Consider the following 22760-nt stretch of genomic DNA (forward strand, 5'->3'; position numbering starts at 1 on the left):
AGGCTATACCTTTTTACGTGTGTATGGATCCTACACATGTATTAAGGTATCGCCTTTTTTCATTTTAAGGAGGTGAGAAGCGTCTTGAAGATCAAAAAAATCTTAAACAACAATGCAGTTTTGGTCGGACAAGATGGCAAAGATTTTATCTGGATCGGTACCGGCCTTGGCTTCAAAATGAAACCAGGACAAACCGCCGATGAATCAAAAATTGAAAAAGTGTTTGTGCTTCATAAGAACAAAGTTTCCGAGCGGTTTTTAAGTTTATTGTCATCCATACCAACAAACTATGTGTCTTTAGCGGATGATATTATCTCACTTGCAAAAGCGGAAATAAAACAGGAGTTAAGCGAGACGCTGTATGTATCACTTACCGATCATCTGTATAACCTGTTCAAACTGCATGAACAAGGAATCACAGTTACGAACCGATTATCATGGGAAATAAAAAAGTTTTATCCGCAGGAATTTGAAGTTGGTAAAAAAGCATTGGAAATGATCGGACAAGAAACAGGGGTCGTCTTTGAGGAAGAAGAAGCAGGAAATATAGCAATGCATTTGATCAATGCACAAGTAACAGATGAGGTTGATCAGCCAAAAGATGTCCAATCGATTGCAAAAAAGATTCGCGATATTATTTCACTTATACGATTTTCAAACAAGATACAAATTGATGAAAACTCTTTGGCATTCGATCGATTTATCACCCATTTGCGCTTTTTTTTCCAACGATTGAAGGCTCGACCAGATGTGGTAAAAGCAAATCCACTATTGGGACACGTGAGTGGACAGTATGCAGACGCTTATAAGACGATGCTTTTGATTGAAAAGTATTTAGATGTTCCCTTGAACGATGATGAAAAGCTGTACTTAACATTACACATTCAAAAGTTAATAGAGAACGAATAAAGGTTGTTACTGATAATGCAGGCAAGACTGATAATTATTCCATCAAGGAATAGTTATTTGTCTTGCTTTTTATTTTTACATTGAAAGGATGAGAACGATGGCATATCAAGAATTGGTCGATGAAATTTTAAAAGGAGTCGGCGGAAAAGAAAATATCAATGGGGTGACCCACTGCATCACAAGACTGCGTTTTGATTTAAAACATGAGGAGCAAGCAGACACCGAAACACTGAAAAAGACGAAAGGGATCGTGACAGTCGTTCAAAGCGGCGGTCAATACCAAGTCGTGATCGGCAATCATGTGCCAGAGGTGTACCAAGAATTTGTTCAACATGCAGGATTGGCAGGAAATGATGCGGCACCTTCGGGAGAGAAGAAAGGACCGCTGGATGCTTTTATCGATGTGATCTCCAGTATCTTTACACCTGTATTGGGTCTTCTAGCTGCCACAGGAATGATCAAAGGATTAAATGCGCTATTTGTTTCTTTGGGATGGATTGAGAATACGTCAGGAACCTATGCGATTTTGCAAGCAGCAGGCGATTGTTTCTTCTACTTCTTTCCAATCTTTTTAGGATATACCGCAGCGAAAAAATTTGGTTTAAAGCAATTTGTCGGTATGGCGATCGGTGCTGCCCTTGTTTATCCAGCCTTGTCTGGCTTGACGGCAAATGCCGAACCGTTGTATACCTTGTTTGCAGGAACTGTTTTTGAATCGCCTGTTTATGTCACTTTTTTAGGAATACCAGTCATTCTAATGAGTTATAGTTCCAGCGTTATTCCAATCGTCATTGCTACCTATTTTGGTGCCAAATTAGAAAAAGGCATTACAAAAATCATTCCTAGTATTGTACGGAGTTTCTTAGTTCCTTTTCTAACCGTCTTGATCATGGTTCCGCTGACTTTCATTGTCATTGGTCCGATCGCGACGTGGATCGGCAATTTGTTGGGTGCGGCTGTGTTGGCGATCTATAACTTCAGCCCAATTATTGCAGGGATTGCAGTTGGTGCTGTTTGGCAAGTGTTGGTCATGTTTGGTCTTCATTGGGGAATCATTCCGATCGCAATCAACAATATTGGTGTTCTTGGTTACGACCCAGTGATGGTCTTAGGACAAGCGACTCCATTTGCGACCGCAGGAGCTGTGCTGGCAGTTATTATTAAGTCTAGAAATAATTCTATTCGGGCAATCGGGATTCCCGCATTTATTTCCAGTCTGTTTGGGGTATCGGAGCCATCCTTGTACGGTATCACGTTGCCTAGAAAAAAACCATTTATTGCGACCTTGATTTCAGCCTCGATCGGCGGATTGATCATGGGTGCCATGGGAACAAAATCTTTTATTATAGGTGGGATGGGTATCTTTAGTTTACCCAACTACATTGATCCGACAGAAGGCATCGGAAGCGGCTTTTATGGGTATGTATTAGCGATCACTGTAGCATTCGTCTTATCATTCATTTTAACGATTACCTTCTTGTATGATCCGCAAGAGGATCGGCAAGAAGCAACAGCTAGTGATAATGAAGCCTCACCTTTGATCCCATCAGAAAGAGCAGCGAAAGAAATCACTTTTTCGCTACCATTAACAGGCATCGTTTTGCCTTTGTCGGCAGTAGAAGATCAAGCATTTGCAAATGGACTATTAGGAAAAGGCTTAGCAGTTTCACCAGATGAAGGACTGGTTCGAGCACCTTTTGACGGAGTAGTTGAAACACTGTTTCCAACGAAGCATGCGATTGGCTTGAAGTCGGACGATGGCGTGGAAGTGTTGATTCACATCGGCATGGATACAGTGAACTTAGATGGTCGTTTTTTCGAAACAAAAGTCAAGCAAGGGGATCAGGTCAAGCAAGGAGAGGTATTGCTTACATTTGATAAAGAAGAAATTGAAGAGGCGGGATACTCGTTAGTGACGCCGATCGTCGTTACGAATACTTCCGCATACTTAGATGTGATCGCTGATGATAATCGAGGGGCGATAACGATCGTCAAGTAGTCGCAATGACCAAGAAAAGGAAAGAAAAGAAAGAAGGAAAGAATGCTATGCGAGCAATTATGCTGATGTTTGATACTCTGGCTAGAGATTTTTTATCAAACTACGGAAACGATTGGATCAACACGCCAAACTTTGAACGGCTAAGAGAAAAAACGGTTACGTTTGACAACTTTTATGGTGGCAGCATGCCTTGTATGCCAGCAAGAAGAGAACTTCATACAGGTCGTTACAATTTTATGCATCGTTCGTGGGGTCAATTAGAACCGTTTGATTCGTCAATTTTTGATACGCTGCAGCAAAATGGTGTCTATTGTCATTTGGTAACCGACCATTCCCATTACTTTGAAGATGGCGGTGCCACTTATCATAACCGTTATTCCACATGGGAAGGATTTAGAGGACAAGAAGGTGACCGATGGGTTCCAAGAAAACAGGCAGAGAATCATCCACCGCTGAATCCGTTAAATAAAAGTGGTATTTCTGTGGAACAGCATTTTGCGAATCGAACACGGCAAGCAGTAGAAGAAGACCTGTCCACGGTTCAAACGATCCAAGCCGGCTTGGATTTTTTGGAACAGTACAAAAATGAAGATCAATGGTTTTTGCAACTCGAATGTTTTGACCCCCATGAACCATTTTATGTGCCAGAAACCTATCGCAAATTGTACCAGGAGACACCAAATGAATCACCTTACTTTTGGCCAAAATATGGTCGTGTAACAGAAGATGTTGGCGAGCAGGATTTGATTGAGCTGCAAAAAGAATACGCAGCGTTGATCAGTATGTGTGACCATCACTTAGGACGAGTGCTGGACTTTATAGAAAAAAATAATATGTGGGAGGATACCTTTATCATTGTGAATACCGACCATGGCTTTTTGTTAGGGGAACATGACTGGTTAGGAAAAAATGTCGCGCCGATGTATGAAGAAATCATCCATCTGCCCTTTTTCATCAGTTACCCACAGGCTGAATCGGGAACCCATACTCAAGTATTGAGTCAAACCATCGACATTCCAGCAACTTTATTGGATTATTTTGAAATTGAGAACACCTTAGATATGGATGGCAAATCTTTGCTGCCTGTGTTGAAAAAACAGCATTCCCAACCGCTCCATCAAGAAATTATTTTTGGTACAAACGGCGGTCATGTCAATATCTACGATGGTCGTTATGTGTATATGCGTGCATCGGTTCACCCTTCGAATGGACCAATCACCATGCAGACGCTTAGTTATGCTTCATTGCGTGGTTTTTTGAATAAAGAGGTCTTAGACAGCATGGTCTTGAAAGAGGGCAATCGATTTACAAATCATTTTCCTTACACAGAAGTTGAAGTTTCCACCTATATCGATTCTTATTCAGTAGGCCACTTGCTGTTTGATCTAAAGAATGATCCAAAGCAGTTAACACCGCTTCATGACCCACTGATTGAACAAGAAATGATTCAGAAATTGATTAAAGTAATGGATCAGATTGAAGCCCCTGAAAGCGAGTATCAGCGCTTAGGTTTAAGCAATAGTCAGAGGCAGACAATTGCACAAAAGAATTAAAAAAGCGAGGAACAACACATGAAACATATCTCCGTATTGATCAAGCCAGCATCCTCTCTTTGCAATCTGCGCTGCACCTATTGCTTTTATGCCAACGTCAGTTCCTTGCGCGAAGTGCGTTCCTTTGGCAAAATGAAAGAGGATGTAATGGAAAAGATGATTGCAAACATCTATGCAGACTTAGAAGCTGGCGATCATTTGACGTTGGCATTTCAAGGCGGAGAGCCGACGATGGCAGGGCTGAGTTATTTTAGAAAACTAACGGCTTATGTTGCGGCGCAAAAAAAGCGAGTGACAGTACACTATGCGATCCAGACCAACGGCATGGTGATCAATGATAAATGGTGTCGTTTTTTGAAAGAGCATCGCTTTTTAGTCGGGCTGTCGATCGATGGGCATCCGCTTGCTCACGATCGGCATCGATTAGACGCCAAAGGGCGGGGGACCTTTGCGCGGGTTTTGCAGACCAAGCGATTATTGGACGCCTATCAGATTGAGTACAATGTCTTGTGCGTGTTGACTAATCCCTTAGCAAAGGAAGCCCAGCGTGTGTTTGATTTTCTCAAGGAAGAGCAGATTGCATTTGTGCAGTTCATTCCTTGTTTGGCTGATTTGGATGCCACATCAACCAACAACTATGCCTTGACACCAAGAAGCTTTGCGCACTTTTATCAGCAGCTATTGGCGTTTTGGCTGCAGGAATTGACACAAGGGCGCTACTTAAGTATCAAGCTGTTCGATGATTTACTGAATCTATTGGTGCGGCAGCAAGTAACTGCCTGTGGGATTCTAGGCAACTGCCAAGTGCAGTATGTGATCGAAGCCGACGGCAGTGTCTATCCTTGTGACTTCTATGTATTAGATGAGTTTCGCATGGGCTATATCCAAGAGCAAACCTTGCGGGAATTGTTTTCTCAAGACTGTTCGCAGCAGTTTTTGTGCCAGAAAAAAGACATGCCTTCGAAGTGTACGCAATGTCCTTTCCAAAAAATGTGCCGAGGAGGCTGTAAACGAATGAAAGATGCAATGTACGTGGATAGTGAGGGGTTTTGCGGCTATCAGGAGCTGTTAAAAGACTTCACACCCAGAATCAATGTGATATTGGGGCTGTTGCAAGGGGTGAGACAATGATCGGACTGATTTATTTTCTCGTGATCGTCTTAGCAAATACCGTAGGGGCAGTTTCGGGCATGGGGGGCGGCGTGCTGATCAAACCGATTTTCGATTTTATCGGCGCCCATTCTGTTGCTGCGATCTCTTTTTACTCGGCGACAGCTGTCTTCACGATGTCTATCGTTTCGACAGCTAGACAATTAGCCAGTGGACGGAAAATCAATTGGTCGATTGCCTTGTGGGTTTCTGGTGGTGCTGTGTTAGGCGGTGTTTTAGGCAATGTTGCCTTTGAACAGCTATTGCTGGTTTTTCGAGACGACAAGATGGTTCAGCTGATCCAAATCCTTGTGACCGTGCTGACACTATTGTTCGCTTTTTTGTATACAAAATATAACTGGCGCGGGTTTGCGTTGGAAAAAGTCGGCTGGTATGCAGCTTGTGGCTTGATTCTCGGTTTTCTAGCCAGTTTGCTGGGGATCGGCGGCGGACCCATCAATGTTTCTTTATTGATGTTGCTGTTTGCCATGCCGATCAAAGAGGCGACGATTTATTCAATTTGTACGATTTTTTTCTCGCAGCTGGCAAAAATTTTGACGATCGCTTTTTCGACAGGTTTTGGTGCGTATGATCTGCAAATTTTGTGGTTTGTTATTCCAGCCGCGATCGTGGGGGGACTATTAGGCGCCAAGGCCAGCAACGTCCTGTCACCACAGCGAGTGACACTGGTATTCCAAACCGTGATCGTGCTGGTGTTACTGATCAATCTGTACAATGGCTATCAATTATTGTAAAAAGGAGGCAAGCAGATGCCCACGATTCCAGCAGGAACTTACCGAATTGGCACGAATACGATGGACGGCTTTGCCGGGGATCTTGAGGGACCGCAAATCAGCCTCGACAGCCCAGCATTTGCCATTGATGCCACGACAGTAACGAACCAAGCTTTCCAAGTTTTTGAGGAAGCAACAGGATATGTCACAGAAGCCGAGCGTTTTGGCTGGTCGTTCGTTTTTCACTATTTTTTAAGTGAGCAAACGAAACACCGCAGTCAAAAGGTACCGAATATGGCTTGGTGGTACGCGGTTAGCGGCGCAGATTGGCGTCATCCTGAAGGACCTGATTCAACGATTGCCCAGCGGATGGATCACCCAGTGGTTCAAGTGTCTCGCAACGATGCGATCGCCTATTGCCAATGGGCAAAAAAACGCCTCCCGACAGAAGCAGAGTGGGAGATCGCTGCAAAAGGCGGGACAAGTTTTGAAAAATATCCTTGGGGAAGGGAATTTTTGACAGAAAATACCTATCATTGCAATATTTGGCAAGGCGAGTTTCCAAAAAGCAACACGCGAGCAGACGGCTTTGCCAATACAGCGCCCGCGAAATGGTATGAGCCCAATGGCTTTGGTCTTTATCAAGTGATCGGCAACGTCTGGGAATGGTGCGTCAATCCTGCCCGCATCCCGTTGACGCAGTTTCAACAACAGACGGGACAAACCTTTTGGATAAGGAATCAAACACAAGATGATCAACTGTATGCGACTCGCGGCGGTTCATTTTTGTGCCATGAATCCTATTGCAAACGATACCGAATTGCCGCTAGAAATGGTAATTCTGGGATGTCGGCAGCCAATAATTTAGGGTTTCGGTGTGTCAAAGACTTGGATCAGTAAACCGATAAAAGCAAAAGTGGCACCTATTCACAGGGATAGGTGCCGCTTGTTTTATTGCCATTCGGATTGATAATTTCCTTTGAGATCATAGACATAATTGATCTCGGTTCGATTACGAATCCCATTTAAACCAACGGTCCAAGTCCATTCACCTTGGAAGCCGTTTAAAATGACGATGCTGACGCCAGGAACATAGTGATCTAGCTGAGCTGCTCGCGCCTCAGAATCCTTGATGATCTTGGGAATGACGCCCCAGTCGATGGCATCAAAGGCAATGGTATCTTCCATCGAAAGCTCGATCGTATCGTCGTCTTTTTTCCATTTGGTCAACAGATTTTCTGGGTAATACCAATACTCGTCTTGTAGGCCTGTGTTTGGATTGATCACTCGCGCAACTGCATAAATGCCGCTTTTTAGCGGGACATTGCGGATGTGAAAACTATAGCTGACCAGTTGCAGCTCTTTGTCCTTGAATGAAGATTGATTTGGCAGCGCCGCCATAATTTCTTTGGCACTGGTTTCTTCTCGAAAGAGTTGGCGGTCTACAGGTAAAAAGGTGGAAACTACGCCAATACAAAAGAGAATCGCTGGTAGCAAGAGCAATGAGAATAACCAGTAAAATGGCGATTTTTTGTGTTTTTTGAGGCCGATGATCAGACCGATCAAAAAGACCAGCAGGATCCCTGCTACCCAAAAGTAGGGGAACAAACGAATGATCTGATGCCTGGTTTCAACGACTTGGTATTCATTCAGACCAAACCAGTTTTCCGCGATGGTGAGGTTATTTAAAATAATAATTCCGCCAATAATACCTAGAATAAATAAGAAAATCAATAGCAAAAGCATCCGACCGAGTATCCGACGTATCAGCGAGGGTCTAGTAGGTGGGGTCATGAGTCACGTCCTTTTTATATTTTCGAAAATAGTAGGTTAAATACAAGAGTAGTACAACTGGTGTTTTTTTTCAATGATTGTAGACAAAAAAACTACATCCACAGATGCGACCTCAAAAAGTTAGACCAAAAATCTAACTTTTTTGGGGTCAGGACACCGCAGATGCAGGTTTTATTTTCAATTAGTCGAGGGTTTGTTGGCGGGCGATAGCTGGAAAGAATTTCAGGCTATACAATGCACTGATCCCAACTAGAATATAAATGACGCGGGCAATGATTGACGTGCTGCCGCCGGTGATCGCTGCGACAAGGTCAAACTCGAAGGCGCCGACCAGCAGCCAATTGATCCCACCGATGATCAATAGTGTCAGTGCGATCCCATCAAATGTTTTTAACATAGGAAACTCCTCTCTAGTTGTCGCCCCATCAACGTTCATCGTCGGTGATGGTGACATCTTTTTCTTTCTCACCTTCTTGATTGCGATCATTATAGATATAGACATGGCGAACGATTTTAATCAGCGGACGAATGGTCAAAAAGACACCGCCGATCAAATAGGCGATCGTTCCGTAAATCGCAGGCAAGCTAGTTAATGAAACGATACTCCCGAAAATATAAAACAAGCCCGTCAAAATATCATTCGTAAGTGAGATCAACATGTAGCGATTTTGAAAGTAGATGCGAAAGCGACTTGCCTTGATGATCACATCTTCTTCTTTTCCCGGATCGAATTGATGTTCACTCCGTTTGATTTTTGGCATAGGTGCCATCACTGCTCCTTTGTTTGTGCTAAGGTTTCAAGACAACTTTGATGTTCTTGTCTTCTTTTTTGTCAAAAATCTCATACGCTTTGGCAGCATCTGCTAAAGGCATCGTGTGGGTGATGATCTGTGACGGGTCAAACAAACCGTCCGCGATCATATCATAAATTTTTGGCATCAAATGGATCACAGGTGCTTGCCCGTGTTTGACATCAATGTTGCGCATAAAGAATTCTTGCAATGGATAAGAAGAAGCAGGTGTCATGTAAACGCCAGTGATTTGGACGGTACCAAATTTTTTGACTGCCTTGGCGGCCATCTGGATCGGTGAGATTGTTCCACTTTGCAAGCTGACTAGATTTTTGGCTTTTTCTTTTACGGGTTCTAAACCATCCATCCCAACACAGTCGATGATCACATCAGCGCCACCTTTGGTCAGTTCATACAATTCATCGGCACTAGTAGCCAGATCATCCAATTGGAATGTTTCGACTTGATTGTAGCTGCTGGCTTTTTCTAAGCGATGAGCAACAGGGTCCACGGCAATCACCCGCTTAGCGCCTGCCATCACAGCAAATTTTTGCGCAAACAAGCCAACTGGTCCTGAGCCTAAGACGATCACGGTATCATCTTTTTTGACGCCGGCATTTTGGACGCTCCAAAATGCTGTAGGTAAGATGTCAGATAAAAACAATACTTTTTCATCAGGGATCGTTGATTCAGGTACGATAAACGAGGTGAAATCTGCGAACGGTACGCGCAAGAATTCGGCTTGACCGCCCCAGTGGTTGCCGTTCATTTTTCCAAAACCGAATAAGCCGCCATACAATGTATCTTCTGAAGAATTGTCGCATTGACTTTCCATCTCATTTTGACAAAAGTGGCAATGGCCGCAACCGATATTGAAAGGGATGACGACGCGGTCGCCTTTTTTTAGTTTCTGTACTTGACTGCCGACTTCTTCGACAATACCCATTGGTTCGTGACCAACGACATAGCCTTCTTCCAAAACCGAGCCGCCATGGTGGTAAAGGTGGAGATCAGAGCCGCAGATTGCAGTTGCGGTGATTCGGATGATCGCATCCGTCGGTTCTAAAATCGTTGGATCTTCTACACGGCGAACGTCCATTTTTTGATTTCCTTGCCAGGTTACTGCTTGCATCATTTTTCCTCCTTGTTTGTTCAGATAAGTTCGGACAATCACTAATTTTTCCAACAACATGTTTTTACTTTTCAGTAACAGATAAGTTAATTCTGCAAGGATTTTAACGATTTGACAACGAAAACGCTCAAAACGGTTGATTAGGATTTTTCTTCATCAATGGTTTAAAAAAAGAAAAACAGATGATTTGCTAAAAAAGTGAAAGCGTGACACTATTAAAGTGAAGCATGCATGTGTTACGAGTATCTATTGGAACCTGCATCAACCAGTGACAAGAAATGAGGAGGGATGATCATGGATCTAACGATTCGAGGAAAAGCTTCTTGCACCAATTGCAATGAAAACTTTGATGGGAAGCTGGTCGTTCATTTACAAGAAGACAGCGAGGGGCAATTAACCATGGTACCACCGTTGGAAACGAATGAATTGGCAGAAGATGAAATCGCTATTCATTATACTTACGGGGAAGTGAAGGAAGCCATTGAAGGAACCTTCGTATGTCCAAACTGTCAGACTGAAAATGAGGTTCGGATTGAAATTCCGACCGAGCTATTAGATGGCTCAATGAATTGAATGAATAATTAAATTGAAAAAGCTCCCTGTTCCTTGAACAGGGAGCTTTCGTTATTTATTGGTCATTGGTTTATTTTGTCCCATCAATGATTTGGACATTGAAGTCTCGTAAGATGTCGAGTCCTTGCGACTCGTGATTTTTACCGGCGACTAATGTTTTATTGATGGTGAAATCAGCGTCAGGAAAGGCGCTTTGGATCTCGATCGTATTGGAAAGGACACAGATGTTGGTTTCAACACCGGTGATTTCGATTTTCTTTTTTTCCTCGGGTTCAAATAGATTTTTCTTGATGTCGATCAAGACTTCAGGTGGAATACTGTAATAGTATTTCTTGACGACTTTTTCATTTTCGAGAGGCTTAAGTTCTGGGATAAGCTGCAGGGCAGCGGCTTCTTCATCAGGCGTTCCTTTGACTTCGATTGGGATGTCGCGGGTGTGTAAGATGTACTCCCCATTCGCCCGCGCTTGTTCTAGGCGCTTGGCGATTCGTTTGACGAGAGCGGCGCTATCTGGCACATACGCTTCGTTCTCTTCATCGAGAATTTGGTTTTGCATATCGACAATGACTAGCATGTGGTTACTCCCTTTCTATAAACATCGTTTTTCAAATGATCTAACGAGAGGTTGAAAAATAGGTGCTATTTCTATGATGCCCCACTTTTTTTAAATTTTCAAAGAAAACGCTCTTCTTATCGTGAAACGGTAAAAATGTTATTTTTTTATTCGAATAACGATGCTTTTTGTTTGCTGAAAAGAAGAAGTAGTGATAGCTTTTAAATAGTACATTAAAAATAAATGAAAGTAGGTTAGGTTAAATGAGAAAGTTATTTTATATGGGGACTTTGCTTTTTTCAGTTGGTGTACTGGCGGCAGGATGTGGCAATAGCGAAACCGCTGATTCCTCGGGGAATGAGTCAGCAGATGGCAAAACGACGTTGGATTTTTGGTCCTTCTGGGGGTCTGGTGCAAGACAAGAAGTAATTGAAGAAATTATTGATGATTTTAATGCGTCACAAGATAAAATCGAGGTCAAATACAGCTACCAGCCTTGGGGCGATATTTGGACAAAATCACTGTCGTCGATCACTGCTGGTAATCCGCCTGATGTTATTGTACAAGATATTAATTCTGTTGCTCAGCGGGCAGAAGCGCAGCAAGCAACAAATTTAAGCGAGTATATCGAAGAAGGCTTTTCTGATGAATTTTATCCGCAATTATGGGATACGGTGGAGTATGAAGGGGATGCGTATGCTGTTCCTTTCAATACAGATACGCAAGTGATTTTCTACAACAAGACACTCTTTAAAGAGGCAGGTATCAGTGAAGAGCAACTGCCCCAAACGTGGGAGGAGTTAGAAACAGTTGCTCGTAAATTAGATGTCAAAAACGGTGATGACTTTGAGCGGATCGGTTTTTACCCATTGTGGAATTTAGGCGCCGATGTGTGGGCCTTGAATGCCGACGATGGCGTCAGCTGGTTTGACAAGGATGAGAACGTCAAAATCGATACAGACAACAAAGTGGAAGCGTTGGAATGGATCTTAGACTGGCAAGAGTATTATGGTCAAGATACCATCAATCGGTTAGAAGCTGAATTTGGTTCAGGTGTTGCCGATCCATTCATTTCTGGATTAGTGGCGATGCGTGCGCAAAACATCAACTACTACTCAAGTTTAGCGGAAAATGCACCGGATGACTTTGAATTTGGGGTCATTCAAATTCCTGAAAAAGAAAGTGGTTCTGGTCACTGGTCATGGGGTGGCGGGTTCGTCTTAGAAGTGCCATACGGAGCCAAAGATCCTGAAGCGTCCTATGAGTTTATCAAATACTTGTCGACACCAGAAGTTCAAGAGAAATTTGGTGAGAAAAGCTTTGATATCATGGCGAATCGAACAGCCAACGAAAACTTGGTCAACAACGACAATCTAGATGAAAACGGCCAAATGATCTACCAAATGGCAGATGAAAACTTTGCCAATACGGTGATCACACCTGTACCATTGACAGCGCCTGATTTCAGCAGTCTTGTCAATGAACAGATCGACCAAATCATGCTGGGCAGCAAAACACCGGCTGAAGGGTTGGCAGATGCGCAAAAAGCGGTGGAAGATCTTGTTGAGCAAAACAAATAAACCTCAAAACGAGCGTTTTTAAAAAAGAAGGAAAGTCCAGTCGGTTAGCGGACTGGGCTTTGCTTTCTGCTTTGCGAAGCGGACATGTTTTCTTGAACAAACAATGAGTAAAAATAGAATGGAGTGGAAGGAATGCCAAAGAAGCGTTCAAAAAGTAAACGGCAAGAAGCTCTTTGGGGCTACTTCTTCGTAGCACCATTTTTGCTTGGGTTCGTGGTGTTTATGTTAGGGCCCATGCTGTTTTCCTTCGTAGGAAGCTTTACCGATTACAATCTGACTTCAAAAATGAATTTTATCGGCTTTAAGAACTTTACCCGCATGTTCACGCAAGATACCCTGTTTTGGAAATCTCTTTATAACACGGCGTATTTTGTACTCTTCAATGTTCCCTTAACAACGTTATTCAGTGTTTTTCTAGCCACTTTACTGAATCAAAAAATCCGCGGAATCAGTTTTTTCCGAACGACCTTTTACTTACCAGCGATCCTTTCAGGGGTTGCCGTCTACGTCTTATGGATGCAATTATTATCTCCTTCCGCAGGATTGATCAATACCTTCTTGAGCTGGTTCAATATCAAAGGTCCGGCATGGCTGTTTGATCCAGAATGGACGAAACCAGCGTTGATTTTGATGAAGATTTGGAGTTCAGGGGGCGCGATGCTCTTGTATCTAGCTACCTTGCAAAATATTTCGCCGACGCTGTACGAATCGGCTGAGATCGATGGAGCGGGGGTTTGGGCGAAATTCAAAAATATTACGATTCCTTTGATCACGCCGATCATCTTCTATGATGTGATTACTTCAACGATCGGTTCTTTTCAAATTTTCCAAGAAGCATACGTGATGACCAAAAATGGTACCGGCGGTCCGGCGAATTCGTTGCTATTCTATAATTTGCATATGTGGAACAAAGCATTTGTTGCCTTTGATATGGGTTATGCGATGGCAATGTCGATGATCTTGTTCTTGATCGTCTTAGTCTTGACCTTTATCAATCTCAAGCTGGCACCACGCTGGGTTCACTATACCGGAGGTGGCAGCTAATGGAAATGACGACAAAAACGCGAAGCAAATCAAGCCAACAGCGAGTCAAGAAAATCATCAGCTATGTGGTGATGTCGATCATCGGGATCGTGCTGCTGATTCCGTTGCTGTGGATGGTCTTTACGTCATTGAAACCGATGGAGGAGATCGTGCGTTACCCGCCGACCTTTTTCCCAGAAGAAATCAATCTTGGCAATTATTTGGAGACCATCAACGCCTTTCCTTTTTGGCAGTATGCAAAAAATACGTTATTCATTACTGTCTTAGTGGTCTTCGGGAATATCTTATCAAATTCCTTCATTGCTTATGGTTTTGCAAAATTAGCCTTTCCAGGAAAAAATCTGATCTTTGCCCTCGTCTTGTCTACCATGATGATTCCTGGCTTTGTGACGATGATCCCGCAGTATGTTTTGTTTTCCAAAATCGGCTGGGTCGGCACCTATCTGCCGCTGATCGTTCCAGCGTTTTTCGGCAACGCCTTTAACATTTTCTTGATGCGGCAGTTTTACTTGTCCGTCAACAATGAATTGATCGAAGCCGCTAAGATCGATGGCGCCAATCATCTTTATATTTGGAGCCATCTAATGATCCCATTGACGAAACCCGCACTGATCACCATCGCCATCAACTCCTTCAATGGGGCGTGGAATGATTTCTTAGGGCCGTTACTGTATATTCAAAACCAAGAAAAGTACACGCTGCAGATTGGCTTGCAAGTCTTCCAAAACCAATCAACGACCCAGTGGAACTACTTGATGGCAGGAGCAACGCTTGTGTTATTGCCGACGATCTTGCTGTTCTTCCTCGCACAACGCTACTTTATTGAAGGAATGGATCTGACGGGAGGTTCCAAAGGATGAGAACAAAAGTTACCCCGCAACGCTTGAACCAAGCGCTGTTGACTGGCATCAACTGGCTTCCGCATTTACTGGTTTTACAAGGCATGTGGCTGTTGTTTTCCTTGCCTTTGATCACCAGTACCACCGCTAGTCGAGCATTGATCGAGACGTTGACGGAACTGCGGAACGATGGCTTGGAGGCAAGCAGCAAAGCTCGTTTTCAGCAGGCATTTCATCAACAGTGGACAACAAGAAAAGGGCAAGACCGTTTGCTCAGTCTATTCTTCCTGCTGCTTTTGGCGGACAGCTTTATCTTTAGCCGTTTGCAGCACCCGCTGTTTCAGATCGCTAGTTACGCGTTAGCGTTCACCTTTGGCTTGTTTTGCTTGGTCTTACTTTATCAAACGAGGCTGCTTCACACCTATCCGCAGCAGCCCAGCTCATTGTTTTATAGTTTTTATCAGTTTGCTCGTTCACCCAAACGAGTACTGGCGCATCTTTTAGCAACAGTGACGCTTGTCTTGACCTTTTTGCTGTTTGGTCCAGTCTACTTATTGGTCTTAGGAATCAGCACCTTGTATTTAGTCAATGTCGTGCTCTGTGACCAAGCGCTCAAATAGAAAACAAATGGGTATCCCGAAACTTCCTTAGTGAAAAGCTAAGGAGTTTCGGTTTTTTTGTGAAAAGAAGGTTGACAGGGCCAAAAATTATGCCTATGCTGAATGTAAATTTAGTAAACAGTAAACAGATGAGGTGCAGCTATGGCAAGTATGAGAGATATCGCGAAATTAGCCGGGGTGTCGGTAGCAAGTGTTTCTAGAATCCTTAACAATGATGAAACCTTCAGTATCAATGAACACACGCGTCAACGAGTCATTGAGATCGCCAACCAAATGAATTATTCAAAAGAAAAAAATCAACCCCATTCCCGTGAAGTCGGCGACCAAAACACGATTGCCATTATTACCCGCCACGATCGAGAGTCGGAAAGAAACGATCCGTATTTTATGATGATCCGCAATGGGATCGAAAAGGAAGCGGCGAAGTGGCGCTTAAAAACGATTCGGGCCTTTTCCATGCGGGAGCCTCAAAAAGATTTGGCACAATTGGCGAAGTATGGCGCAGTCATTATTATTGGAGAGATGACCAGCGATGCTTTGGCAGAGATCAGTCAGCAAAATGCCAATATTATCCTGGTGGATAATTATAGTGAAGCACCCAGCTACGATTGCATCCAAACCGATTTTGCCCAAAAGACCCACCAGATCCTCACGATGTTAAAAGAGAAGGGTCATGAGCATATCGCCTTTGTGGGTGGTGTTGCCAGCCGAGTCACGATTTCTGGCGAAGTCGTTTACGATGAACAAGAGATTCGAGCAGAAAACTACCGCCAATGGATGCTGCTCAACAAATTGGAAAAGTTCACAACCGTGCTTCAGGGGAAGTGGTCACCGGAGACCGGTTTGCATTTTGGTCAGCAGATTGCGCAAATGAATCCTCGCCCCACAGCGATCGTCGTTGCCAGCGATCCTATGGCAGTCGGGGTTTACAAGGCACTCGCTGAAGCGGGGCTATCGATTCCTAAAGATGTGTCAGTCGTTAGTTTTGATGATATCGAAATGGCGCAATTTATGACGCCCGCACTGTCCTCCGTCAAGATGAAAGCCGAAGAGATGGGGCAGATGAGTGTCGAATTAGCGAAAAATAAAATCCTAGGGGTGCGGACGATGCCGGTTCGCGTCGTTTGTGGCAGTGAATTGATCATTAGAGAATCGATTGCCGAAAAAGATCAGTGACGTCTGATCTTTTTTATTTTAGGGGTTGTGTAAACATTAACTAAACAACTATACTGATTGTAGTAAACGTTTACAGTTAAAAATAAAGGAGAAAACGAAATGAAGTTTATTGATAAATTAGCCGAAAAGATGGTGCCTTTTGCTCAGATCATTGCCAACAACAAATACTTGTTAAGTCTGCGTGATGGGTTTATGGTCGCTTTTCCTGCGACAATGTTTGCGTCAATTATGATTATTATTCAAAATCTGCCTGCTACTTTCGGACTCTCGGAAAAACTTCCAGAGGGATTCATCACGTTTCTAAACGACTTTTTTGGTCCTATCGGAAATGCGACCATGAGTATCACCGCTATTTTCGTTGTTTTTGGGATCGGCTATCAGTTGGCTGGCAAATATGGACAAGCCAAATTATTTGCGGGTGCCATCTCACTGTCTTCGTTTTTGATGCTGCTGCCTTTTGGCTCATCCGAAGAGTTAGGTACAGTGATCCCCTTGTCGAAATTAGGGGCTGAGGGAATGTTTGTCGGAATCATCACGGCCATTATCGCTACGCAGATCTATTGCAAAATCAGTGCGGCTGGGCTGACGATCAAAATGCCAGATTCGGTTCCGCCAATGATCGCAGAATCATTTGTCGCCATCATTCCTGGGGCGGCACCGTTGTTCCTTTTCAATTTGATCCGCTACTTGTTCACCTTTACTTCATGGGGCAATGCCGTTGATTTCGTTTATGAAATTCTGCAAAAACCATTGATGGGCTTGGGCGGTACGTTGCCAGCAGTACTGATCGCCGTCTTGTTCACCCAATTCTTCTGGTGGTTTGGGATTCACGGTACCTTGGTGGTCAATGCGGTGATCGATCCAATCATGAATGCGTTAGCGATCGAAAACTATGAAGCCTACAAAGCAGGGGCTGAACAACTGCCTCATATCATTAACACTACGTTTATGGGCGTGTTCGTCAATCAAGGAATGCAGTTGGGGATCTCGATTACAATGGCCTTCTTTATCGCTCGTTCGATTCGGATGAAAAAATTAATGAAGACAGTGATCGCTCCATCTGTTTTCAACGTATCTGAACCGATGACCTTTGGTTTGCCGATCGTCTTGAACCCAATCGCTTTTGTCCCATGGATCTTAGCGCCATTAGCCAGTACGACGATCTCTTACTTTGCGATTGCCGCAGGTTTGGTTCCGCGGCCAATCGGAGCAACGGTTGTTTGGACGACCCCGGTCTTCTTATCTGGTTGGTTAGGCACGGGTTCTGTTGCCGGCGCAATCTTACAGTTAGTGACGGTTGCCGTAATGACCTTGATCTGGGTGCCATTCTTGATCGTAATGGATCGTGGGTACTTGAAAGAAGAAAAAGCGGAAGCGGCATTAAATGAACAAGCGGCATCTGAGACGATCAATCAAAGGGTAGAAGAAAGATAAGCCCAGAAACGTAAAGGAATGCAATAAGCGCATCCTTTAGAAAGGAATTTGTGATGAGAACCGATACATTGTCTTGCAGTTATCAAATGAATACCACACCTACGGACTTTTCCCGTGTGTTATTGGCGGAACAAGAGAAATTCTTTCTAGCCAAACAAGCCCAAGAACCGTTCGGGGAAGGTTGCCGTATTGAAACGATGATTCAAACCAAAACCGCTCCGCGGATGGTACCAGCCGTTATGACGGTCAAAAAAATTGCCGCTGATGAGCTGTGGCTTCGTACGACCCATGAAGAAGGAGTGATCGATCAACGGTATAGTTTTGCTCCAGGACGAAAAGGGAAGCTGCAAGTCACGTATTCGGAACAAAGCCGTTTTGAGCAGCAGAAAACAACCTACAGCTTTATGTTGGCGGCGCTGTTTTACAAATTCTTTTTCAATCGTGGTGTCAAAAAACGCTTGCGTTATCTTGAAGCAGCTTGTCAACGAGCAGGGACAAATGAAAAAAATGGGGAAAATTGAGGATAGCAATGATAGAAATAAAGAACGAACAACTCTTTCACTTATACAATGAAAAAATCAGTTATATCATAAATGTGTTACCAAATCAGCAACTGGGTCATGTCTATTTTGGGCCATCTCTAGGCACACTGGCGCCGTTTGATCAAGCGTACCTTGAGAAAAAAGAGAATAAATCGGCAGGAACCGTCAAATTTTTTGAAGCAGACAATCTTTTTACCTTGGCAGACCGTTTTCAAGAATTGCCAACGTATGGGACTTCTGATTTTCGAGAAGGGGTAGTGTCGGTTTTTGAGGAAGAAACCCCACTTTATGTTGATTTTAAACTTGTGGCTTTTCACTGTTTTGAGGGCAAAGAACGAAAGCTGGCGCAACCAGCCAGCTTCGCGGCTGCCGATGAAAGCCAAAGCATCGTCTTTGAATTAGTAGATCAAGAGCGACAGCTGGAAATGGCGATCACCTATACGATCTTCAAAGGATCAGGAACCATCACGAGGCAGCAGACACTGACCAATACGGGAAGCAAGCCTAGAACCATCCAGCGCTTTTTGAGTGGTGTCTTGGAGCTGAAAAATCGCGATTTTGAACTGCTGCATCTTTCAGGCGCATGGCTGAAAGAACGGCATATCAAGACGGTCCCTTTGACCCAAGGGACGATCAGTGTTGGCTCGTTAAAAGGAGCGTCTGGTCATCAGCACAATCCTTTTGTCGCCTTAAAAGAACAGCAAGCCACCAATGACACTGGTCACGTCTACGGTGCCAACCTGATTTATTCTGGTAACTTTTTGGCGCAAGCAGAAATGGATGAATGGGACAACGTTCGATTGATGTTGGGGATACATCCTGAACATTTCAGCTGGCAGCTTTCACAAGGAGAAACCTTTGAAGCGCCGGAATGTCTCTTCACCTTCACCGCTGCTGGCCTGAATGGTTTGAGTCAAGAATCCGCCCAATTTATCGAAAAGCATGTGATTGCCCCTTATTGGCAAAAGCGGCAGCGGCCGATCGTCTTTAATAACTGGGAAGCGACTTATTTTGATTTTAATGAAGAGAAGCTGTTGACCTTAGCCCAAGAAAGCAAGGCGTTAGGGATGGAGTGCTTTGTGCTGGATGATGGTTGGTTTGGAAAACGTAACAACGACCGCAGTTCATTAGGCGATTGGGTGGCGGACCCTGCCAAATTTCCAAAAGGAATCGGCTCTTTTGCTGAGAAAATTCATGCCATGCAGCTGCAGCTGGGGATCTGGTTTGAACCGGAAATGGTTTCGCCAGATAGTCAGTTGTACCAAGAGCATCCTGAGTGGGTAGTCAAGCATCCTTATGAGCGGATCTCTGTGGGGCGCGGGCAATACGTGTTGGATTTTGCCAATCCAGCAGTGGTCGAGGCAATTTTCGAAGCGATGCAAAAAGTGATCCTTGAAACCAAGCTGGATTACATCAAATGGGATATGAACCGCAATATCACGGAAGCTTACTCTCCTTACTTAGCGGAACAGGGAATTTCTCAGACGGAGTTTTATCATCGTTATATTTTAGGCCTTTATCGCTTATATGAAAAAATCTTAGCGGCGTTTCCGACCCTTTTGCTTGAAGGCTGTGCTGGCGGCGGGGGCAGATACGATTTGGGGATCTTGTTTTACAGTCCGCAGATTTGGCCTAGTGATGATAGTGATGCAGTGGAACGTTTAGCCATCCAAAGCGGAACGTTGCTAGGGTATCCGTTGTCCTCCTTCAGCAATCACGTGTCGGCGGTACCAAACCACCAAGTCGGCCGGGCAACTTCTTTAGCCTTTCGGCAAACCGTCGCAATGTTTGGGCCATTGGGGTATGAACTCGATCTCTTTCACTTGTCTGAAGCTGAAAAGCAGGCGATCAAATCCCAAATCGTTTTTTATAAAAAGCAGCGGCAATTGCTGACCTTTGGTACTTTTTATCAGCTGCAGCAGTTGGAACATGCCAATGAAAAAACTTGGGCGGTGTATGATCCGCAAAACGAAGAAGCATTGGTTGCTTTCTTTCGCGTGTTGGCACAAGCCAATCCGACGGCGGAAGACTTTTTGCCCGCAGCCTTTCTCGATGGCCAACAGGTGTACCAGGTCAATGGCGAACCCGTCTCTGGTCAGCTGTTAAGACAATTAGGGTTGCGTAAACCTTATCAGTTTAATGCCGTCAACCATGGAACGGCGCAAGTCACTGGCGATTTTCAATCATTTGTATACCATTTACAAGCCAAAAAAGGAGCAGAATGATGAGCAATCAATTGTTTGATCAGCAGTTTATGCATGGCGGGGATTACAACCCCGATCAATGGCTGGCTTATCCAGAAATCTTGCAAAAGGATCTTGCTTATATGCAGCAAGCCCATGTCAACACCGTCACATTAGGGGTGTTTGCTTGGAGTGCCTTAGAGCCGCAAGAAGGCGTTTATCAGTTTGACTGGTTGGATCGTGTGTTTGATCAGATCCATGACATCGGCGGCAAAGTCATTTTGGCCACTCCTAGCGGTGGGCGTCCTCAATGGTTGAGCCAAAAGTATCCCGAAGTCAATCGGACCAACGCCCAAGGACAAAAACATACCCATGGGTTTCGCCACAATCACTGTTACTCTTCACCGATCTATCGGGAAAAGGTGACGCAAATCAATCAACAGTTGGCAAAACGTTACGGCAAGCATCCGGCATTAGCCATGTGGCATATCTCCAATGAGTACTCTGGGGAATGCTTTTGCTCCTATTGTCAGGAAAACTGGCGCAGCTGGCTGCAAAAAAAATATGGTGATTTAGCCACGTTGAATCATGCCTGGTGGACTTCTTTTTGGGGCGGTACGTACTCTGATTGGTCGCAGGTTTTACCGCCTTCACCTTTAGGGGAACACAAAGTGCATGGCATGGATCTTGATTGGAAACGATTTGTCACAGATAGGACGATCGATTTTTATTTGCATGAATGTGCGCCGATCCGTCAGCTGACACCGGACATTCCTGTGACGACGAATTTTATGGCGGAAGGACATGCTACCCAAGACTTTATTCCTTTGGAAGGCATTGACTACAGCAAGTTTGCTCGTCATGTGGACATCGTTAGCTGGGATAGTTACCCTGATTGGAACAACAACTTTGAATCTTTGGCAGCGACAGCAATGAAATCTGCCTATGTGCATGACCAGTACTGGTCTTTGAAGAAACAGCCCTTTTTAGTGATGGAATGCACGCCGAGTTTTGTTAACTGGCATTCCTTCAATAAAGCGAAAAAGCCTGGTGTCCATCAGTTGAGTGCCATGCAGCAGATCGCTCACGGCTCAGATAGTACCTTGTATTTTCAATGGCGCCAATCCCGCGGCAATTCAGAAAAATTCCATGGGGCAGTCGTGGGACATGATGATTCCACGGAGAATAGGGTCTTCAAAGAAGTTGCGGCTTACGGCAAGCGCTTGGAAAAAATCAAAGAGATTCAAGGAACCACAAGAAAAAAAGCAGTGGCGATCCTTTTTGACTGGGAAAGCAACTGGGCATTGAAGCGAGGCGGCGGGTTTGGTCGACCAACCAGACGGTATCCGCAAACGTTGCAGGAGCATTATCGTTATTTCTGGGAACAAGACATCGCTGTCGATATTTTGACGCCAGAGCAAGATTTTTCTGACTATCGGTTGGTGATCGCTCCGATGCTTTACTTGATGACCTCGGAGACGATGGCAAAACTTTGCCAGTACACGGAAGCTGGTGGTACCTTGATTTCCAGTTACTTTAGCGGCATGGTCAATGAAACCGACCTGTTGTATCTGGGGGGCTTGCCACAGCCGTTGCGAGGGTTATTAGGCATCAACGTGCTGGAGCTGGAAACTCTTTTTGACACTGAACACAATCAAGTGGTTTTTCAAGGACAGCCCTTTGAAACACGGGACTATTCTGCAATCATCGAAGCCGAAACAGCGGAGGTACTAGGGGTGTATCAAGCGGATTTTTACCAAGGAACACCTGCGATCACCAAACATACCTTTGGTGCAGGCACCGCCTACTATCTGGCGGCTCGCACCAACTATGACTTTTTCGAACAGTTTTATGCCTCTTTGGTCCGTGAGCTGTCCTTGGCAGAGGAAAGGATCGCGCATGCCAATCCTGCAGTCTCGATCCAAGGCAGGATCAGTCCAGAACGAACGTACTTTTTCATCATGAATTTTTCTGAGAAAGAGCAGACACTACACTTGATCAAAGAAGTCGTTGATTTAGAGACCAATCAAGCAGTTCCTCCAACAGCAACCTTGGCGCCGTATGAAGTGCGAGTGGTTTATTTTAACAATTAACTGACCATTGGAAAAAACGTCCCTTTCGACAAATACAGAAAGGGACGTTTTTTTGGTGAATG

General features: G+C 44.3%; 21 protein-coding genes. 16 read left to right on the forward strand and 5 right to left on the reverse strand.

Going from position 1 to position 22760, the window contains the following annotated elements; translation table 11 throughout:
* Window positions 1-84: 84 nt before the first annotated feature.
* The 6 genes from IGI89_RS10185 (at window position 85) to IGI89_RS10210 (ending at window position 7244) form a co-directional block, all read left to right on the forward strand.
* Window positions 85-909 carry a PRD domain-containing protein gene (locus IGI89_RS10185; RefSeq protein ID WP_205820711.1) on the forward strand — a complete coding sequence of 275 codons (825 nt, stop codon included), beginning with the start codon at window positions 85-87 and terminating at the stop codon, window positions 907-909.
* A 97-nt stretch (window positions 910-1006) separates the two neighbouring features.
* The gene (locus IGI89_RS10190; protein WP_015509281.1) at window positions 1007-2908 is read left to right on the forward strand and encodes a beta-glucoside-specific PTS transporter subunit IIABC; all 1902 of its coding nucleotides are present in this window, start codon (window positions 1007-1009) and stop codon (window positions 2906-2908) included.
* Between the two features lie 47 nt (window positions 2909-2955).
* Window positions 2956-4461, forward strand: a complete 1506-nt coding sequence (locus IGI89_RS10195) for a sulfatase-like hydrolase/transferase (RefSeq protein WP_438735615.1) — start codon at window positions 2956-2958, stop codon at window positions 4459-4461.
* An 18-nt stretch (window positions 4462-4479) separates the two neighbouring features.
* Entirely contained in the window at window positions 4480-5592 is a 1113-nt protein-coding gene (locus IGI89_RS10200; protein ID WP_034872326.1) for a radical SAM/SPASM domain-containing protein, read from the forward strand.
* Window positions 5589-6365, forward strand: a complete 777-nt coding sequence (locus IGI89_RS10205; protein ID WP_016613609.1) for a sulfite exporter TauE/SafE family protein — start codon at window positions 5589-5591, stop codon at window positions 6363-6365. The genes IGI89_RS10200 and IGI89_RS10205 overlap by 4 nt, the downstream gene beginning before the upstream one ends.
* A 15-nt stretch (window positions 6366-6380) precedes the next feature.
* Window positions 6381-7244, forward strand: coding sequence for a formylglycine-generating enzyme family protein (locus IGI89_RS10210; RefSeq protein WP_016613608.1), 864 nt, complete (start codon window positions 6381-6383; stop codon window positions 7242-7244).
* Window positions 7245-7295: 51 nt separating this feature from the next.
* On the opposite strand, the gene IGI89_RS10215 is transcribed toward IGI89_RS10210, so the two are convergent.
* The 4 genes from IGI89_RS10215 to IGI89_RS10230 form a co-directional block, all read right to left on the reverse strand.
* A complete protein-coding gene (locus tag IGI89_RS10215) occupies window positions 7296-8138 on the reverse strand; it encodes a hypothetical protein (RefSeq protein WP_438735616.1) in 843 nt (280 codons plus the stop codon).
* Between the two features lie 181 nt (window positions 8139-8319).
* Complete coding sequence (locus IGI89_RS10220) at window positions 8320-8535, reverse strand: DUF378 domain-containing protein (RefSeq protein ID WP_008379021.1); 216 nt, start codon at window positions 8533-8535, stop codon at window positions 8320-8322.
* A gap of 28 nt (window positions 8536-8563) precedes the next feature.
* On the reverse strand, window positions 8564-8908 hold the full coding sequence (locus IGI89_RS10225; protein WP_005234707.1) for a YrhK family protein: 345 nt from the start codon (window positions 8906-8908) through the stop codon (window positions 8564-8566).
* A gap of 19 nt (window positions 8909-8927) precedes the next feature.
* Window positions 8928-10061, reverse strand: a complete 1134-nt coding sequence (locus IGI89_RS10230; protein ID WP_034872378.1) for an alcohol dehydrogenase catalytic domain-containing protein — start codon at window positions 10059-10061, stop codon at window positions 8928-8930.
* A 288-nt stretch (window positions 10062-10349) separates the two neighbouring features.
* On the opposite strand from IGI89_RS10230, the gene IGI89_RS10235 reads away from it, so the two are divergent.
* Window positions 10350-10634: a hypothetical protein gene (locus tag IGI89_RS10235; protein ID WP_005234711.1), complete on the forward strand. Its 285-nt coding sequence runs from the start codon at window positions 10350-10352 to the stop codon at window positions 10632-10634.
* A 70-nt stretch (window positions 10635-10704) separates the two neighbouring features.
* Here the strand turns inward: IGI89_RS10235 and IGI89_RS10240 are convergent, their stop codons facing one another.
* Entirely contained in the window at window positions 10705-11208 is a 504-nt protein-coding gene (locus IGI89_RS10240) for an isochorismatase family cysteine hydrolase (RefSeq protein WP_016613606.1), read from the reverse strand.
* Window positions 11209-11450: 242 nt separating this feature from the next.
* Between IGI89_RS10240 and IGI89_RS10245 the strand changes: the two genes are divergently transcribed.
* From IGI89_RS10245 to IGI89_RS10285, 9 genes are all read left to right on the forward strand, one after another.
* Complete coding sequence (locus tag IGI89_RS10245) at window positions 11451-12767, forward strand: ABC transporter substrate-binding protein (protein WP_008379010.1); 1317 nt, start codon at window positions 11451-11453, stop codon at window positions 12765-12767.
* 132 nt (window positions 12768-12899) lie between these two features.
* Window positions 12900-13811 carry a carbohydrate ABC transporter permease gene (locus tag IGI89_RS10250; RefSeq protein ID WP_005234717.1) on the forward strand — a complete coding sequence of 304 codons (912 nt, stop codon included), beginning with the start codon at window positions 12900-12902 and terminating at the stop codon, window positions 13809-13811.
* The gene (locus tag IGI89_RS10255; protein WP_086373181.1) at window positions 13811-14671 is read left to right on the forward strand and encodes a carbohydrate ABC transporter permease; all 861 of its coding nucleotides are present in this window, start codon (window positions 13811-13813) and stop codon (window positions 14669-14671) included. The genes IGI89_RS10250 and IGI89_RS10255 overlap by 1 nt, the downstream gene beginning before the upstream one ends.
* The gene (locus IGI89_RS10260) at window positions 14668-15270 is read left to right on the forward strand and encodes a hypothetical protein (protein ID WP_016613603.1); all 603 of its coding nucleotides are present in this window, start codon (window positions 14668-14670) and stop codon (window positions 15268-15270) included. The genes IGI89_RS10255 and IGI89_RS10260 overlap by 4 nt, the downstream gene beginning before the upstream one ends.
* A gap of 141 nt (window positions 15271-15411) precedes the next feature.
* The gene (locus IGI89_RS10265) at window positions 15412-16446 is read left to right on the forward strand and encodes a LacI family DNA-binding transcriptional regulator (RefSeq protein ID WP_016613602.1); all 1035 of its coding nucleotides are present in this window, start codon (window positions 15412-15414) and stop codon (window positions 16444-16446) included.
* 99 nt (window positions 16447-16545) lie between these two features.
* Complete coding sequence (locus tag IGI89_RS10270; RefSeq protein WP_008379001.1) at window positions 16546-17880, forward strand: PTS sugar transporter subunit IIC; 1335 nt, start codon at window positions 16546-16548, stop codon at window positions 17878-17880.
* A 53-nt stretch (window positions 17881-17933) separates the two neighbouring features.
* A complete protein-coding gene (locus tag IGI89_RS10275) occupies window positions 17934-18401 on the forward strand; it encodes a hypothetical protein (RefSeq protein WP_034872321.1) in 468 nt (155 codons plus the stop codon).
* An 8-nt stretch (window positions 18402-18409) separates the two neighbouring features.
* The gene (locus IGI89_RS10280; RefSeq protein WP_016613599.1) at window positions 18410-20647 is read left to right on the forward strand and encodes an alpha-galactosidase; all 2238 of its coding nucleotides are present in this window, start codon (window positions 18410-18412) and stop codon (window positions 20645-20647) included.
* Window positions 20644-22698, forward strand: a complete 2055-nt coding sequence (locus IGI89_RS10285) for a beta-galactosidase (protein ID WP_438735617.1) — start codon at window positions 20644-20646, stop codon at window positions 22696-22698. Before IGI89_RS10280 ends, IGI89_RS10285 begins: the two co-directional genes overlap by 4 nt.
* Window positions 22699-22760 lie beyond the last annotated feature (62 nt).

Origin of the sequence: Enterococcus sp. AZ141 (assembly GCF_051714385.1) — a bacterium.
GTDB lineage: Bacteria > Bacillota > Bacilli > Lactobacillales > Enterococcaceae > Enterococcus_D > Enterococcus_D entomosocium.